Here is a 17,120-nt window from a genome sequence, read left to right as displayed (position 1 = left end):
GAACAGTAAAACAATCATTATTTTTAAACCATCATCATAAAATAAAGCGACTATTAATTTTTATTTTTTGTGTTTATTATGGTGTAAGTTTTTGACATCCGACCACAATTTTTCTCATGGCTGAATTTTTCTCTCATATTGCTTTTGCACAAATGTTAATGTGCGCTTTGTTATTATTTCCACTTCGAAAACAAAATTCTTCAATTCCACTTTATATTTTATTGATGCTTTGTGGCTCAGGTTATTTATTAAGTGCGTTATTTTCACCGATAGAAAATGGGTCAATTCTTTGGTGGTTAGGTAGAACCGGTGGCAATGCATTACCGGGAGTGTTCTGGCTAGTCAGTTTAAGTGTTTTTGGCGATCATATTGTTTTGAAACGGTGGCAATATATTGTCGCTTCCTTAACTTTAGTTGTTCCGTTAACGGCAACATTAATTCAAATGATTTTTTCTGTCACCCTAAAAGATCATGAAGGATTGTATGGTTTGATCACCTATGGTGCGTTGTTATTAGAATTAGTTTTAATATCACATGCGTTAATTATATCTATCAAACATTGGCGTGGTGATTTAGTGCAAGAAAGGCGATATATCCGAGGAAGTGTCATTGCAGTATCGTCTTTATACATTATTTTAGTGATGATTCTGGAACAATTACTCAAAATTGATTGGCCACCATTGGAAGTTATTTCGAGTTTATTACTGGCTATTTTGGTCACTGGAGTAAACTTCTTTTTATTTCAATTACGAGAATCAAGTTTATTTGAAGCTGTTGGCGATAATCCAACCAAAATAAAGTCAACACTACCTGAACAAAAAGCTTCTTTAGAATTAACTAAAATTATTGAATCGATGGAGAAGGACAAATTATATCAGCAAGACGGAATGACTATTTCTGGCTTAGCTAAACATTTAGCGATACATGAATACAAACTGCGTAACTTGATCAATGGTGAATTAAATTATCGTAACTTTAATGATTTTTTAAATTATTATCGCATCAAAGAAGTGACAGAGAGTTTAGTTTCACCTTCATTCAGTCATTTACCCGTGTTGACGTTAGCGTTAGAAAGTGGCTTTAGAAGCTTAAGTTCTTTTAATAAAGCCTTTAAAAACACTCATGGAATGACTCCAACTGAATTTAGAAAGCAGAATTTACCCGATTAAGGATTTATAAAGTTAAGTCGTAATCTGTTGAAATATAATAATAAAATTATAAATCAACTAAATTGATTAGTTAATTTTTATAATTCGTCAGCTTTTTTTTAAAATTCGTCAGCAAATTATACTTGCTCACACTATAGTGAAACTATCTATAGCTTGATGAAGTGTATCTATGCTCAAAATTAATGTTGCTTTTAACTATAAATTAACCGGATTAATTATCGCGGGTTTGTTGTTTGTTTATTCTGCACATACTAATGCCAACGACGCTGTGCAAATGTATACACAGTGTGCAACGTGTCATGGCGATAAAGGTCAAGGCAATGAGTTATTAAAAGCACCTGTTCTTGCAGGGCAGTCAGCCGAGTATATTGCCAGACAATTAAACAATTTTAGTTCAGGTATACGAGGCTCTCATGAAAAAGATACCTTAGGTAAACAAATGCTTGCCTTTAGCCAGTCGTTAGATAAGGAGAAAGATGTTCCTGTATTATCAAAGTATATCGAATCTTTACCTAGTGTCAGTCAGTCTCAAGATACTGCTGGGGATTTAAAAAACGGTAGTCGATATTATCAAGCAAAATGTGGTGCTTGTCACAGTGGTAATGCGCAAGGTAACCCATCATTTAAAGCTCCAAAACTAGCAGGACAAAGTGTTGATTATCTACGTCGGCAAATGCAAAATTTTGTCACTGGTATTCGAGGAACTCACGCTGAAGATAAGCTGGGTCGTCAAATGGCGATGATGGCAAAAACAACTTCAGGGCAAGAATTAGAAGACATTTTACATTTTATTGCGCAGCAAAAATAACTAGACTTATTATGAATAAACTTTTTATTTATCTCCTCATAATATTTTGTTTTATTATTTCGCCATATAGTTCGGCGCAACAAGGTGATTTTGTCTTAGCAGAAAATTGTCCGCCAAGCTTTGAATTAACAGAACAAGGTGTTTGTCGCTTATTAACGCGATATCAGTTTTATAGTTCAGTACAAAATAAAGGTTTAGGTGGCACTCGTACCAATTTGCCTGCACACCGAGATGGCTTTACACCTGCACAAATCGATTTAGGACGATATTTATTCTTTGATCCTGCACTGTCAAAAGATGGTTCTATTTCTTGTGCGAGTTGTCATCAGCCAGATAAAGGCTTCAGTGATGATCTTGATAGAAGCATAGGTATTACCGGAAAAAAGGTAGCACGATCAGCCCCCACATTATGGAATGTCGCGTTTGTTGATAAATTCTTTTGGGATGTACGAGCGAATTCATTAGAAGAGCAAGCAATGGGGCCGTTATTTGATCCCCTCGAAATGGCTAACACTCCAGAGCAACTGCTGAGTACATTAAGAAATAATCAAGATTATCAAGCAATGTTTGCACAGGCATTTCCTCAACAACCAACAGTTGAATTAGTTCAGGTTTATACTGCTTTAACGGCTTTTCAAACATCCCTGATTTCATTGAATAGCCGTTATGATCAGTATGCTCATGGTTATCATCAAGCATTAACGAAAAATGAAATTGCGGGTTTAAATGTCTTTAGGTCCTTTGTTGCTCGTTGCGCAGAATGTCATCAGCCTCCGCTTTTTACCAATAATGAAATTGCTGTAATAGGGGCTCCCGAGCCGGCAGGAAGAGAGTTAGATATCGGTGCTGAAAAAACTTATAACGCCCCTAAATTACGAGGCGCTTTTAAAGTACCAACCTTAAGAAATATTACAAAATCAGCTCCTTATATGCACTCGGGGCGATACGATAACTTACGTGATGCGGTTAAGTTTTATAACGATGGGCGAGGAAATTCGATACCAGAAGGTGAAGAAATGCTAATACATTGGCATATTTCAGAGCCAAATTTAACCGATGATGAGTTAGATTTAATCGTTGAATTCTTAGGTACGTTAACGGATGAAAGCTTAACACCACAAATGCCAACTAAAGTACCTTCGGGCTTACCAGTAATAGATGAAAAATTTCAACTTCAACACAATCAATCGTTATCATCAAATCAACAGGTTCAAATGAATCAAAAGAAAAATAATACAGCAATGCAAAGTGGGGAATAATATGAGTTCAGGAAAAATAATAGGTGCAGTACTTGTCATCGGGGCTTTCGCCGGTGGGATGTATTTTGGAAGTAATCAGAACCCAGTGCCCGTCATTACAAAAAGTTCTGGTGGTGCTAGCTACGGTGGTGGTTACGATAAGGCCGGAGATAGCGATGCAGCTGCTAGTACTGATTCAACGCGTGTAAAATATAAGAGTGAGGTCGCTGACCGCAGTATTGTTGGAGAAACGCATGTCGTCAATGATGGCGAATTAATTATGGATGCGGTGCAAAAGGCTAAACCGGGTGACACCATTCAAGTCATGCCGGGTACTTATCATGAAACGGTTTATATTGATAAAGATAACATCAGTATTATTGGGGTTATCCAACAAGGTAAACGTGCGACTTTAGATGGTGAGAAAAAGCTAAATGATGCCATTTTATATTCGGGGAATAATTTCATCGTCGAAAATTTAGTGATCACTAATTATAAAGGCAATGCCATAATGGGGCAGGCGGGGAATAATTTTGAAATTCGTAATAACATTATTGTTGATACGGGTGTTTACGGAATTTTCCCACAGCTAGGCAAAAATGGTGTAGTTGAATACAATATTATTTCAGGTATTGAAGATGCCGCTATTTATGTTGGCATGAGTGATAACATTCATGTTGCTTATAATGATGTTTTTGACAGTGTTGCGGGAATTGAAATAGAAAACTCACGACATGCCATTGTTGAAGATAATTATGTTCATAATAATACCGGTGGTATTTTAGCGTTTATCACGCCAGGCTTACCGATTAAAACCACTTATGATGTCATTATTCGCAATAACTTTATTACCGACAATAATACCAAAAACTTTGGGGCGCCAGGCTCTACAGTTGGTGGTATTCCTGCTGGTACAGGTATTTTAATTATGGCGGCGGATGATGTTGTTGTAGAAGGTAACATCATTACCAATAATAAAACGGCGGGCATATTAATTACGGATCATAATAATGCGCCGAATGTTACGATAGATCCTGAGTCGGATCCTGCCCCTGATCGTGTCATGATTTTAGATAACTTAATGCTTAATAATGGTTATGACACGATAGATGAAGCAAAAGCATTGATGTTGACTGAATTTAAACAAGGTCATCCAGATATTCTTCAAGTGGGGGCAACCAAAGACAGCTGTATTATTAATCGCCATCGATATATCTCGGTGGGGGTTAATAAATGGGCAGAGTGTGACTTTACTAATACGGACACTATCGTTAGTTACTTATTAGAAGAGCCTGTTGCACCACGTGTTATTGATCCATCTGAACGTGGCAAAGTGGTATATAACGGCATTTGTGCAGGCTGCCATACTTATACCGGCAGAATGATAGGTCCTCCAGTGCAAATTATTCAAGCTTTGTATATGGATAACCCACAAGGTATAGCTGATTATATCGCTAAGCCTATTAAAAAACGTGAAGACTACCCTGAAATGCCGCCGCAAAACTACTTAGATGAAGAAACGCGTTTAGCGGCTGCTAAGTATATGCTAAGTAGAAAACGATAATTTTAATTATCGATTTTTCAGTCTAGTGAGAGAAGCAAAAAGGAACCTAATGTTCCTTTTTTGTTTAACCTCACGCTCAGTGAAAGGTTTAAAAGAAAAGCCCGGTTTACCACTGGGCTTTTTGCTGAATGGGTTTTAATTGTCTCAAGTAGGCAACAACTTAATTTATTGAAAATATGGAGGTTTTGTTTGGATTTGTTATTAAGTGTTACCGATTGGCAACACTTAATAAACTTTTTCTTCGTCCTTTTATAAATATTTTTTATTGGTGATGTTTAACTTATTGATTATTGGTTGTTTTAATGAATTGGCATTAAAGTTGATATCTAACAATTGAAAACACTGAACTCTAAGAGCGACTAAGAAATTATGAGCCTTATTTAAGTGTTAAAGAAATTAAATGAGTTTATTTCAACAATTAATGAGAGGAAAACGATGAAAAATTTAACGATGATGTTATCAGTTGTAGTGATGTTAGTGTCTATTAACGCTTATGCAGGCGCTGAATTTGAAAAATATGACGTCGACGGTAACGGTGTTATCAGTGAATCGGAAGCACAAAATGATTCAGCATTGGCAGAGCAATTTAAAACGTTAGATGCAAATGGTGATGGAGAATTAAGTAAGGAAGAATTTTCAAGTTTTTCAGGTTAATAACCAATCTCAACCAATGCTTGCTGGTTAATCTACCTTAAACGGTAGGTCTGGTTTATTAAATTAGCTGCCTTTAAGTGCGTAACTTTAAGGCAGCTTTTGTTATCGATTAGTCGATTTTATACCGTTTTTAATTTCCACTGACCTTTTTTAAAGCTTAGCCAGCCAATAAGTGCAAAAATACTTTGAGCGATAGTAATGGCTAGAAATACACCGATCGGTCCTAAGTCAAACCATTTTGCTAAACCGTATGCCACAGGTATTTGAATCAACCAATAACAAATAAAATTTATTTTTGTTGGTGTCACGGTATCTCCAGCGCCATTAAAAGCTTGCACTAAAATCATCCCTAATGCGAAAAATCCATTGCCATAGCTTATATATCTTAAGCAATCTGCGCCATATTTAATCACATTTTGATCACTCGTAAATAAACCGATAATTTGGTTTGGAATAGTGATAAATATCAAGGCAACAGTCAGTAAAAAGTAAATATTATACTTGGCGATGCGCCATACAGATTGCTCTGCTCTTTCTGGTTTATCTGCACCTAGATTTTGTCCAACTAAAGTTGCTACGGCATTACTTAAGCCCCATGCGGGTAGAATCACAAACATAATCACCCTGATCGCAATGGTATAACCAGCCACAGCATCACTGCCATAAGTCGAAACGATTCGCACTAAGGCAATCCAACTTGCGGTGGCAATTAAAAATTGAATTATTCCCCAAAATGATACTTTTAAAAGCTTTAAACATACTTCGCTTTGTATAAGTAAATGGGTAAGTGTTATTTTAATACGCCCTGAAATACCAAATAAGTAACTGAGTTGGTAGAGAACACCGACACCTCGTCCTATTGTTGTTGCTACAGCAGCACCGGTTAAACCCATTTCAGGAAAAGGTCCAACACCGTAAATAAGCAAAGGGTCCAGCACGATATTTATACCATTGGCTAACCATAAAGAGCGCATCGCGATAGATGCATCGCCTGCACCCCTAAAAATGGCATTAATTAGGAACAAGTATAAAATGGTAATTGAACCAGACAGCATGATGGTGGTATAGGTTTTACCTTCTTGAATTAACGATTCACTGCCGCCCATTAACCTTAAAATGTCTTCAGCAAAATTTAATCCTATAAAGCCGACAATCAAGGCAACCGCCATTCCTATCCATAACGTTTGACCGGCTACAACATCTGCTTGTTCAATGTTTTTCTCACCGTAACGACGAGCAATAGTAGCCGTTACCGCCATACTTAAACCAATTGCTAACGCATATAAAAGCGTTAAAACCGCTTCCGTTAATCCAACAACTGCGACTGCTTGTGCCCCTAAACCAGAAACGAAAAAGATATCAGTAATAGCAAAAATTGACTCCATTAACATTTCTAATACCATAGGTACCGCGAGTAAAAACGCGGCAACGCCAATCGAACCTTTGGTTAAATCTTGATGGTTGCCTTTTAGTGATTGTTTAAATAATTGTCTTATGCTTAATTTTTGTTGAAGCTTATCGAAAGTTACTTCAGCGTTTGTTTCTCCTTCGTGGAGAATCGTTTTTTTATCTGTTTTCAAAATTAATAACCTTTAGAACGGCCAAATAAGTTTTAGTGCAAATCAAGTTCATTTCATTTTAATCTGCAATGAATAAGCTTGTTAAAGCTGGCAAGGAGGGGGTGTTTATTAATCTACTCATTTAGAAGAATTGAGCAAATGAGCAAAATTTAACGTGATTAAATGTTGATTTTTATTAACGGTAAAGTGTGAACTAACTAAGAATTAGTACTCATTCAACGTTGAAAACACGTTAGACTTGATCCCATAAACGGCACTGTCAGCAATAACATTTGTTGATAAAATAAAATTGTTCATTGTCCCGCTCTCTATGGAATTTGATAAGAATTACGAGGATGTCAGTGCTTAATTAAAAAGTCAACAGACTCATTAAAAATAAACTTGATTTCCAATATTTTAATTTTGTATACAGTATGCAATAATGTTTTTTGGAATGTGTTATTTAAATTTAAGAGGTTTACATGTTGTCAATTACTGCCGAAGTTGTACATCAAGCGTTAACGTTTCCTAAACTTGTAAATGCTTTACAAGTTGCTTTTACCGAGCGCATTGAAGTGCCGCCAAGATTACATTTTGATATGGAAAACCCCAATGCAAGTCGAGAAACAACATTGTTAATGATGCCTGCTTGGCAAGCTGGAGATGTTGCTGGTATAAAATTAGTAACCGTTGCTCCTGAAAATAGTCAAAAGAACCTTCCCTCAATTCAAGGAACTTATCTTCTGTTAGATGTTAATACTGGCTCGATGAAGGCGATGATGGACGCACCATCTCTTACTGCGAAAAGAACGGCAGCAGCGTCAGCTTTAGCTGCTCGTTTTCTCTCTCGTGAAAACAGTTCAACATTGCTTGTTGTCGGCACTGGCACTTTAGCACCACAATTAATTGCTGCCCACGCCAGTGTGAGACCCATTCGCCAAGTTTATGTTTGGGGAAGAGATATTAAAAAGGCACAACAGGTTTGTCAGCAAGTTGAGCATTTAAATATTAGCTGTAAAGCTGTTGATGAATTAGAACCGCATGTAAAACTCGCCGACATCATTTCATGTGCAACGTTAAGTACAAAGCCGTTAATATTTGGCAGATGGTTACAAGCCGGTCAACATCTTGATATGGTCGGTGCTTATCGCCCAGATATGAGAGAAATGGATGATACGTGTTTAACCCGCTCTAAACTGTTTGTTGATAACATTGAAAGTGCTGTTCGAGAAACCGGAGATATCGCAATCCCTCTTGCTGAAAACGTGATCACTCAGGCTGATATCAACGCCGACTTATTTTCGTTATGTCGAAAAACTTTTGAATTTAACAGAACTGATGAAGATATTACTGTATTCAAATCGGTAGGGCATGCCTTGGAAGATCTTGCTGCGGCTAAATTAGTGAGTGAATTTGTTTTAAAAAAATAAATTTGAATGAGATTGTTACATTTTGCTACGTTATCGAGCTTATTTTGTTAACAGATTGTTATTCCTAAGAGAATTTATTGACATTAGGGGGATTGACTATTTTAATTAAGAGAATTGGAACTATAAGGATAAAATAGTCAATGGCGGCACCTGTCTCTTTTAATAATAAATTAACTCGGCGTGTGCTTGTTTATATTTTATTATGCAGCTCTATTTTGTCAGTAGTTTCTACGTTTATTCAGCTTTACTCAGCATACCATGAAAATATAACTCGTTTGAATAATCGCTTCGATAACATTGAATCGAGTTATATTCAGTCGATATCCACCAGTTTATGGGACTTTAACGAAGCCTTAGTTCAACAACAAATTCAAGGGATAGTTAAGTTACCCGATATCCGCTTTGTTAAAATAACAACTGGCTTTGGTAAGGTTTATCAATTTGGCGATGAAAACGCAGAGCTGAAGAAGCAAGCTAAATATCCTATTTTTTATGGTGAAAGTGATATTGGCGAAATCTTGATTGGTGCTGATTATGAAGATATCTATCAACGATTATGGCAACAAGCAGGTTTTATTGTTACCGCGGAGTTTGTTAAAACGTTTATCGTCGCATTTTTTATCATGTTTATTGTTCATTGGTTGATCACACGTCAAATTTACCATATTACCTCCTACTCTCAACGTGTCACCACTGAGAACTTAGACGAAGAGCTTGTTTTACAAAATAGAAGTAAAAATACGGACGAATTAGATGATCTCGCTGATGCGATCAACTGTATGCGATTAGCGATCAAAAACGATATCGTAAAGTTAGAAGAAGCTGAAAATGCACTAATAAACTTAAATGGTGAATTAGAAATAAAAGTCTACGATCGTACGGCTAAATTAGCGGCGAGTAATCAACAATTACAACAGTCACTTGATGATTTAACCTTAGCGAAAGATCAATTAGTACAGTCTGAGAAAATGGCATCGTTAGGGCAGTTGGTAGCTGGTGTTGCTCATGAGGTAAATACACCATTAGGTATTTGCGTGACTTCAATTACCGCGCTTAAAGAAAAAGTGTTAGATTTAATCAACTCTGTAGAAAGTGAAAACTTAACCAAGTCTCAATTAACTTCAACCTTGTCATTACTGATTGAATATCAAGAAATTATCGAACGAAGTTTAAATAAAGCTGTGGAACTTATTCGCGGTTTTAAATCAGTAGCGGTAGAACAACATACTGATCCTGAAATAAATATTAATATGCTTCAGCATGTAAACGATATTGTTAATACAGTTAAAACGCTATTTAAACGTAAAAATTACTCTATAAACGTTTCTGTCGATCCAAATTTAAATTTAGTGACATACCCCAGTGCATGGAACCAAATTTTAACTAATTTTATGACAAACTCACACATCCACGGTTTTGATGGACGAGATAAAGGGGAAATTAATATTACTTTTACCGAAAGTAATGGCTTTTTAACCTTGGTTTATAGTGATGATGGCGTTGGATTAGACAAAGACATTAAAAAGCGTATTTTCGACCCTTTCGTTACTACCAAAAGAGGACAAGGGGGATCTGGCCTCGGCATGAATATTGTCTATAATTTAGTCGATGCTAAATTAGGTGGCACCGTGAAAAGTTTGCCGGTGAGAAAAGGCTGTAGCTTTCAAGTGAAAGTTCCCATTACTCATCAAGAAGATATAAAAGAACCGGGTTAAAACGCTTGTTTAACCTACTAAAATCAGTCGTTTCAATAGCGCTTTATTCAGCCTTTTATTCTATTTAGTTAAATCGAGAAATACAAAAGGGGGCAATATCAATTGCCGGTTTTTCATTCGCCACTATTTGACCAACTAGTTTGCCGGTAATCGCCCCTAAAGTTAAGCCTAAATGTTGATGCCCTAGCGCAAAGGTCATATTTTTATGGTTTGGTGCTGTACATATTACCGGTAATGAATCGGGCAGTGAGGGTCGAAAGCCCAACCAGCCTTGATTTTTATCCGGCGCTTCTTTTGATAACTCTTTGATAATAAATTGAGCATTTTTATAAAGCATAGAGGCTCGTTTCATATTTGCTTTCTGTTTTAGTCCTGCAAATTCAACGGTGCCTGCTAAACGTAAGCCATGCGACATTGGCGTGATAATAAATCGTCGTTCTGCAGAAGCGACAGGTCTATTTAAATGACGGTTGGTTTGGCCAGATAAATCTAAACTGTAACCTCGCTCAGCTTCTATTGGGAGTTTGTAATTTAGTTGTTTTAGTAAGTTTTCTGACCAAGCACCTGTTGCTATAACTAGATGATCAAACATTAAAGTTGTTTTGCCATCATTGAGTACAACGTTATTTGCTTGATGAGTAATGGTTTGAAGGTCAAATTTTTCTATCTTACAACCCAAAGATTTAGCGTAATGAGCTAACTTTTGACTGAGCAATAACGGATTAACAGTATGGGCTACTTCTGTGAAATATAGCGAATATTGTATGCTACCTTGTAAATTTGGCTCTAATAATAACGTTTGAGCTCTATCTAATAGTTTTACTTTCACCTCTTGTGCTAAATAAGCTTGTTGTAGCTTTTTGATCTTTGCTAGGGGCGTGTTTTCAAAAACTAATAAACTGCCTTTTTCTACGAAGAGTTCTTCTGCGTTCGCGGCTGCTAATAAGGGTTTATAATAGGCTATTGCTTGCTCATTAATACGTTTAAGTGCCGCAATGTTTTGACGTCGTTTAGATTGCCCCATATTCGCTATAAATTTAATGAACCAAGGAATTGCTTTAAAGCAGTATTTTGGCGATAAGGCAACTGGGCCTAAAGGATTAAGGAGCATTTTTGGTAGTTGTAAAAGAATACTGGCTTCGGCTAAAGGAAAAACTTGCTCAGTAGCAAAATGACCTGCATTGCCTTTTGAACATCCCTCTCCAATGGCATTTTTATCAAGTAAGGTAACTTGATAACCTCGTGATTGTAATTCAACAGCGCAGTTTATACCGATAATACCAGCACCAACGATTGCGATTTTTTTTGTCTTTGTTGATTCATTCATGTCATTAAATCCAAGTAATATTTACAGATCTTATTTAACCAACCATTGGCGTTGTAAACATGATCATTATCATGTGATTGAAAGTTTATCTCAGGATAAAACCTTGTGGAAAAATGTCGTTTTTATCCAATAAAAACTGATGTGTTCCTGTAATGTAGGCTCTGCCGCTTACTCGAGGGACTACGGCTTGTTTACCAAAGTAAGTACACTGTTGTTGAATGCTTAATGACATTCTTCCACCGACAATGCTTTCGATTTCAATAGACGTGAGTGGGGATAAATTTTCTTTAACACTCAGAAGGGCTGCGCGAGCAGAAACACCCGTTCCTGTAGGGGAACGATCAACTTCTCCGTCTGCAAATATGCAAACATGGCGTGAATGAGCCATAGGGTTATCGGTATTTTTTGAAGTGAAAATGGTACCGTAGATAAAGCTTAATGCGGTTTCTTGTGGATGATTGATTTCAACAGAGCCCATTACTGCTTTTTTAATTGCTTGACCAGCATTTATCAAAGCTTGCACATTATTCGCCGTGCAATCTAACGATAATTTATCCGCATCTACAAATATATAATAAGCGCCGCCAAAAGCAATGTCGTAAGAAACTTGTCCGATACCTTCGACAAATATTTCTTGTTCAAGCGTTTCAACAAAAGCCGGCACATTATCAAAGCTAACGGTTAATTGATGATGATCAGTTGCGTATGCTTTAATAAATCCTGCTGGGGAGTCTATGCCAATATAGCCCTTGTCATTAGGAAAACCGATCGTTTCAGTTTCAATCGCCAAGGTAACAGCAGCAATAATGCCGTGGCCACACATGCTGCTATAGCCTTCGTTATGCATAAATAAAATGCCAAAATCTGCATTTTCAGTACAAGGCTCTGTGATCAAAGCGCCATACATATCGGCATGACCTCTAGGCTCAAACATCAAGAGTTGACGTAAATGATCTAGGTTATCTATCAGATATTGACGCTTTTCTAAAATGGTTTTGCCAATAATATTAGGGTAACCATGGATTATAATGCGTAATGGCTCACCTTCCGTATGGGCATCAATAGTTTTAATTGATTGATAATTATTGATTTTAATGTCATTAAACTGCATTTTTTAAACCCTTGAAAATATTTTTTATACATTATACTTGTGTGAGTTAAATAATTGTATACAATATGCGATATTAATTCTACAAATACTTTTTTGGTATTTATTACTTTAACTATTGTGGTACAAATAAATGATGAACATTAATTGGCAAGGCGTTTACCCTGCGGTAACAACTCAGTATTTCGACGATTATTCAATTAACTTTGAAGCAACCAAAAATATGGTCGACTCACTTATCAAAGAAGGCGTTGATGGAATTATCGCATTAGGTACGGTTGGTGAAAATTGCTCACATACACGTGAAGAAAAAAAGGAAATTTTGATAGCGGTTAAAGAAGTCGTTGCCGGTCGAGTGCCTGTAATTTCTGGAGTTGCTGAAACCACGACACAATTTGCGGTTGAATATTCTCAAATGTGTGAAGAAGTCGGTATTGACGGTTTGATGGTGCTACCGGGTATGGTTTATCGCTCAAGTGAAGCGGAAGCGATTCACCATTATCAACAAGTGGCAAGAAACTGTAGTTTACCTATCATGATCTACAACAATCCAGTGACTTACGGTGTTGATGTTTCAATTGAAGGTATGCGGGTACTTGCTGAAGAGCCAACAATTGTCTCTGTGAAAGAAGCCACAGAAGATACTCGTCGTATTTCTGAGTTGTATGCAAACTTTGGTGATCGTTTTATTGTTTTCGGTGGTGTTGATGATATTGCCTTAGAAAGTTTAATGTTGGGTTGTACTGGCTGGATTTCTGGTTTAACCAATGTTTTCCCGCAAGAGTCTGTTGCTATTTACAAGCTGGCTAAACAAGGGCGTTACCAAGAGGCGCTTGAGATCTGGAGATGGTTTTTACCATTACTACGCTTAGATACCATTCCCACATTAGTGCAATGTATTAAGTTTTGTGAACAACTGGCCGGTCGTGGTAGTGAAGTCACCCGTGCACCTCGTATGCCTTTAACAGGTGTAGAAAGAAGCAGAGTTGAAAAGCTTTATAACGACGCGGTTGCAACGCGAATTGATTTATCTAAATTTAATTTAGATTAATGGCGATTAAATCCTCATGATACATCGGCTCAGCAGTTGTTGAGCCTTTTGTTTATAAGGCTTTAACCGATAAAAGGTTGTAAATGAATAAAGGTACATTTTTTTGTATTGACGCTCATACCTGCGGTAATCCTGTTAGGTTAGTGACCAGTGGTCATCCTGAACTTAAAGGAGAAACCATGAGTGAAAAGCGACAAGACTTTTTAGAAAATCATGATTGGATCCGTCAAGGTTTAATGTTCGAACCTCGGGGTCATGACATGATGTCGGGGGCATTTTTATATCCTCCATGCAGTGAAAACTCAGATGGGTCGATTTTATTTATCGAAACTTCAGGCTGTTTACCTATGTGTGGCCACGGAACAATTGGCACAGTAACCGCAGCAATACAAGCTGGATTATTAAAACCTAAACAGCCAGGTAAGCTGATCTTAGACGTACCTGCAGGACAAATAAATATTGATTACCAAATGACTGGCGATCAAGTCTCTGCGGTGAAACTTTATAATGTTGCGGCTTATCTTGCTCATCAAAACGTCGAATTAAATATCCCTGAACTTGGCAAATTAACCGTGGATGTTGCTTATGGTGGAAATTTTTATGTGATCGTTGAACCGCAAGAAAATTTTCCAGGTATTGACCAATGGAGTGCGGATGAAATTTTGCGCTGGAGCCCTATTGTTCGTCAAGTAGCAAGTGACGTTTTAACCTGTGTTCATCCTGAAGATCCTACCGTAAATGGTGTAAGTCATGTGTTATGGACGGGGCAGCCACAAACTATTGGCTCAGATTCAGCTAATGCCGTGTTTTATGGCGAAAAAGCTATTGATAGGTCGCCGTGTGGTACTGGGACTAGCGCTCGTATGGCGCAATTATTTGCCAAAGGTGAATTAACACTTGGTGATACGTTCACCCATGAAAGTTATATCGGTAGTCAGTTTATCGGTAAAATCGAAGCAATTGTTAAGCTAGGTGATGAGCAAAAAAAGATCCAAGCAATAAAACCAAGTATTCAAGGTTGGGCAAAAGTTTTTGGGAAAAATTGTATAACCATTGATGACGATGATCCTTATGCATTTGGTTTTAGTGTGAAATAACTGACTTGGTTATCAACTGAGTTATTGAGTAATTATTTAAAAAGAGAATAGTGATGACAATTACAGGACAAAATTTAATTGCGGGTGAGTGGTCTGGCAATACAAGTCAAGGCTTTTCAGCAACGCATGCCATTAACAATGAACCGATGAAAGCAACTTTTGCTGATGCAACACCTGCAGAAATAGAGCAAGCGATAATGCGAGCTAAGCAAGCGTTTAACAATTATCATCAACTTCCTGCCAAAATACGTGCAAAATTTTTAAGAAATATTGGAGAGGAAATTCTTGCCTTAGGTGATGAACTTATCAATATGGCATGTGCTGAAACGGGCCTACCGGCATTGCGAATACAAGGAGAAAGGGGCCGAACAATTGGGCAATTAGGTTTGTTTGCTGATTTACTCGAAACAAGTGAATACCACGTAGTTATCGATAAAGCCGATGCTGATCGTCAACCTTTACCTAAACCTGATACTCGTTTGGGGTATTTGCCCTTAGGCGTGGTTGGGGTATTCGCCGCGAGTAATTTTCCTTTAGCATTTTCAACCGCAGGTGGTGATACTGCTTCGGCATTAGCGGCAGGTTGTCCTGTCATTATGAAAGCTCATGCGGCGCATCCAGGTACGGCTGAATTAGTGGCTAGAGCGATTGCAAAAGCCATTAAAAACTGTGACATTGACGCCGGAGTTTTTTCGCTGTTACAAGGTAAAAATTATGCTATTTCAAGTCAAATAGTCACACATCCAGATATAAAAGCCGTCGGTTTTACTGGCTCAGAACGCGTTGGCATGATTCTACAAAAGCAAATTAACGAACGAGCTGAGCCAATTCCATTTTATGGTGAGCTCGGCAGTGTGAATCCTCAACTGATAATGGCAGGCAAACTAGCAACAAATGCTACCGATATTGCCAATACTTTAGTGGCGTCTTTAATGATGGGACAAGGACAATTTTGTACTAGCCCCGGAATTTGGGCGTATATTGAAGATACCAATGCGGGGGATTTTGAAAGTGCAGCAAGTGCTGCTATTGCTGATACTCAAGCGGGGGTAATGTTAACCCCAGCCATTGCAGCTACATATCAACGCGCTGTTGAACACTGGCAATCAATATCAGGTGTTGAATTATTAGCTATGGGGCAAGCGGGTGTTGAACATTTTGCACAAGCTGCCTTATTCGCGACTGACTTTGCGACCTTTAAAGCAACGCCAATTTTACATGAAGAAGTTTTTGGCTCATGTGCATTAATCGTTCGCTTGAAAAACTTAGATGAAATGGTGGATTTCATTGATTTACTAAAAGGAAATTTAACCGCGAGTATCCATGCTGTTGAATCTGATCTTGAGGAAAGTAAACAAGTTGCTTCGTTAATTGCACATAAAGTGGGTCGTTTAATTTATAATCAAATGCCTACTGGAGTTGAGGTTTGTGCTTCAATGAATCATGGCGGACCATTTCCAGCGTCAACGGATCTAAGATCTACATCTGTCGGAAGTGAAGCTATCAGACGCTTTCAACGACCTATTTGTTATCAAAATATGCCAAATGATTTATTACCAGCACCATTAAGGCGATAAATTTTTAATCAAATAGGGTTGATTATAAAGAGCTAATTTTATTAGCTCTTTTTTTTAGGTAGTAAATGCTTATAATGGGGGCAATTAATTTTAGCAGGTATTTGGTAGGCGCATGAGCATAGTTTATAAAACACGCACACAATTGGTCGTTGAAACATTAAGGGAGAAAATTCTTAATGGTGCAATAAAAGCAGGCCAACCCCTCCGCCAAGCTGCTTTAGCAGAAGAACTCAATGTCAGTCGAATTCCTGTTCGAGAAGCACTATTGCAATTAGAAGCGGAAGGTTTGGTATCATTCGAACCCCATAAAGGGGCGACAGCAACAGAGCTTAATATCAATCAAGTTGATGAACTTTTTGAATTAAGAGCAATGCTTGAAGCTGACTTGTTAGCTGCTTCAATTCCAAATTTAACAGATGAAAAACTTGAAGAAGCAACGGTTTTACTTGAAAAGTTGAATCAATCTTTAGGTAAAGAAAATGCTGCAAACACTTGGAGTGAATTAAACTCAAATTATCATAATTGTCTTTATTCTGGTGCTACTCGCCCTCAAACCCAAGATCTAGTCAATACCTTAAACAAAAATGCGGATAGGTATATTCGCATGCATTTATTATGGGCTGGCGGTATTTCTAAAGCTGAATCAGAGCATAATGAATTACTGGCGCTGTGTAAAAGTAAGGACATTGATAAAGCGGTGGCTGTTATGAAACAACATATTTTAGGCTCTAGAGATGAAATTAAAGCGTTTTTAACAGAGCGTGAACAATTGACCGAATCCGCAGAACAGTAATTATTTACATAAAAATCAAATGGATAAGTG

At 37.5% G+C, this 17,120-nt stretch carries 14 protein-coding genes; 11 read left to right on the top strand and 3 right to left on the bottom strand.

Annotation, left to right across the window (positions count from 1 at the left end; translation table 11 throughout):
* Positions 1-116: 116 nt before the first annotated feature.
* From ABXH06_RS15960 to ABXH06_RS15940, 5 genes are all read left to right on the top strand, one after another.
* Positions 117-1,169, top strand: a complete 1,053-nt coding sequence (locus tag ABXH06_RS15960; protein WP_353518831.1) for an AraC family transcriptional regulator — start codon at positions 117-119, stop codon at positions 1,167-1,169.
* A 169-nt stretch (positions 1,170-1,338) separates the two neighbouring features.
* A complete protein-coding gene (locus tag ABXH06_RS15955; protein WP_353518830.1) occupies positions 1,339-1,977 on the top strand; it encodes a c-type cytochrome in 639 nt (212 codons plus the stop codon).
* An 11-nt stretch (positions 1,978-1,988) separates the two neighbouring features.
* A complete protein-coding gene (locus ABXH06_RS15950; protein WP_353518829.1) occupies positions 1,989-3,236 on the top strand; it encodes a cytochrome-c peroxidase in 1,248 nt (415 codons plus the stop codon).
* Position 3,237: 1 nt separating this feature from the next.
* Positions 3,238-4,779 carry a parallel beta-helix domain-containing protein gene (locus ABXH06_RS15945; protein WP_311579989.1) on the top strand — a complete coding sequence of 514 codons (1,542 nt, stop codon included), beginning with the start codon at positions 3,238-3,240 and terminating at the stop codon, positions 4,777-4,779.
* Positions 4,780-5,214: 435 nt separating this feature from the next.
* Positions 5,215-5,433 carry an EF-hand domain-containing protein gene (locus tag ABXH06_RS15940; protein WP_353518828.1) on the top strand — a complete coding sequence of 73 codons (219 nt, stop codon included), beginning with the start codon at positions 5,215-5,217 and terminating at the stop codon, positions 5,431-5,433.
* Positions 5,434-5,552: 119 nt separating this feature from the next.
* On the opposite strand, the gene ABXH06_RS15935 is transcribed toward ABXH06_RS15940, so the two are convergent.
* Positions 5,553-7,013 (bottom strand): MATE family efflux transporter, encoded by a 1,461-nt coding sequence (locus ABXH06_RS15935; RefSeq protein WP_353518827.1) that lies wholly within the window; start codon positions 7,011-7,013, stop codon positions 5,553-5,555.
* Positions 7,014-7,474: 461 nt separating this feature from the next.
* Between ABXH06_RS15935 and lhpI the strand changes: the two genes are divergently transcribed.
* Positions 7,475-8,422 carry a bifunctional Delta(1)-pyrroline-2-carboxylate/Delta(1)-piperideine-2-carboxylate reductase gene (gene lhpI / locus ABXH06_RS15930; RefSeq protein WP_353518826.1) on the top strand — a complete coding sequence of 316 codons (948 nt, stop codon included), beginning with the start codon at positions 7,475-7,477 and terminating at the stop codon, positions 8,420-8,422.
* A gap of 140 nt (positions 8,423-8,562) precedes the next feature.
* Entirely contained in the window at positions 8,563-10,137 is a 1,575-nt protein-coding gene (locus ABXH06_RS15925) for a sensor histidine kinase (RefSeq protein ID WP_353518825.1), read from the top strand.
* Between the two features lie 64 nt (positions 10,138-10,201).
* Here the strand turns inward: ABXH06_RS15925 and ABXH06_RS15920 are convergent, their stop codons facing one another.
* Both ABXH06_RS15920 and ABXH06_RS15915 read right to left on the bottom strand, forming a co-directional pair.
* Positions 10,202-11,464 carry an NAD(P)/FAD-dependent oxidoreductase gene (locus tag ABXH06_RS15920; protein WP_311580005.1) on the bottom strand — a complete coding sequence of 421 codons (1,263 nt, stop codon included), beginning with the start codon at positions 11,462-11,464 and terminating at the stop codon, positions 10,202-10,204.
* An 85-nt stretch (positions 11,465-11,549) separates the two neighbouring features.
* Entirely contained in the window at positions 11,550-12,575 is a 1,026-nt protein-coding gene (locus ABXH06_RS15915) for a proline racemase family protein (protein ID WP_311580008.1), read from the bottom strand.
* Between the two features lie 133 nt (positions 12,576-12,708).
* On the opposite strand from ABXH06_RS15915, the gene ABXH06_RS15910 reads away from it, so the two are divergent.
* The 4 genes from ABXH06_RS15910 (at position 12,709) to ABXH06_RS15895 (ending at position 17,090) form a co-directional block, all read left to right on the top strand.
* Positions 12,709-13,623 (top strand): dihydrodipicolinate synthase family protein, encoded by a 915-nt coding sequence (locus ABXH06_RS15910; protein WP_311580359.1) that lies wholly within the window; start codon positions 12,709-12,711, stop codon positions 13,621-13,623.
* Between the two features lie 83 nt (positions 13,624-13,706).
* Positions 13,707-14,720, top strand: a complete 1,014-nt coding sequence (locus tag ABXH06_RS15905) for a 4-hydroxyproline epimerase (RefSeq protein WP_353518824.1) — start codon at positions 13,707-13,709, stop codon at positions 14,718-14,720.
* 53 nt (positions 14,721-14,773) lie between these two features.
* Positions 14,774-16,297 (top strand): aldehyde dehydrogenase (NADP(+)), encoded by a 1,524-nt coding sequence (locus tag ABXH06_RS15900; RefSeq protein ID WP_353518823.1) that lies wholly within the window; start codon positions 14,774-14,776, stop codon positions 16,295-16,297.
* A gap of 112 nt (positions 16,298-16,409) precedes the next feature.
* The gene (locus tag ABXH06_RS15895; RefSeq protein WP_311580017.1) at positions 16,410-17,090 is read left to right on the top strand and encodes a GntR family transcriptional regulator; all 681 of its coding nucleotides are present in this window, start codon (positions 16,410-16,412) and stop codon (positions 17,088-17,090) included.
* The last annotated feature ends 30 nt before the right edge of the window (positions 17,091-17,120 follow it).

This window comes from Thalassotalea sp. SU-HH00458, from assembly GCF_040362795.1.
In the GTDB taxonomy this organism is placed as follows: Bacteria; Pseudomonadota; Gammaproteobacteria; order Enterobacterales; family Alteromonadaceae; genus Thalassotalea_H; species Thalassotalea_H castellviae.
Note: the sequence above shows the minus strand (reverse complement) of the source record. Positions and strands in the feature narration are given on the sequence as shown.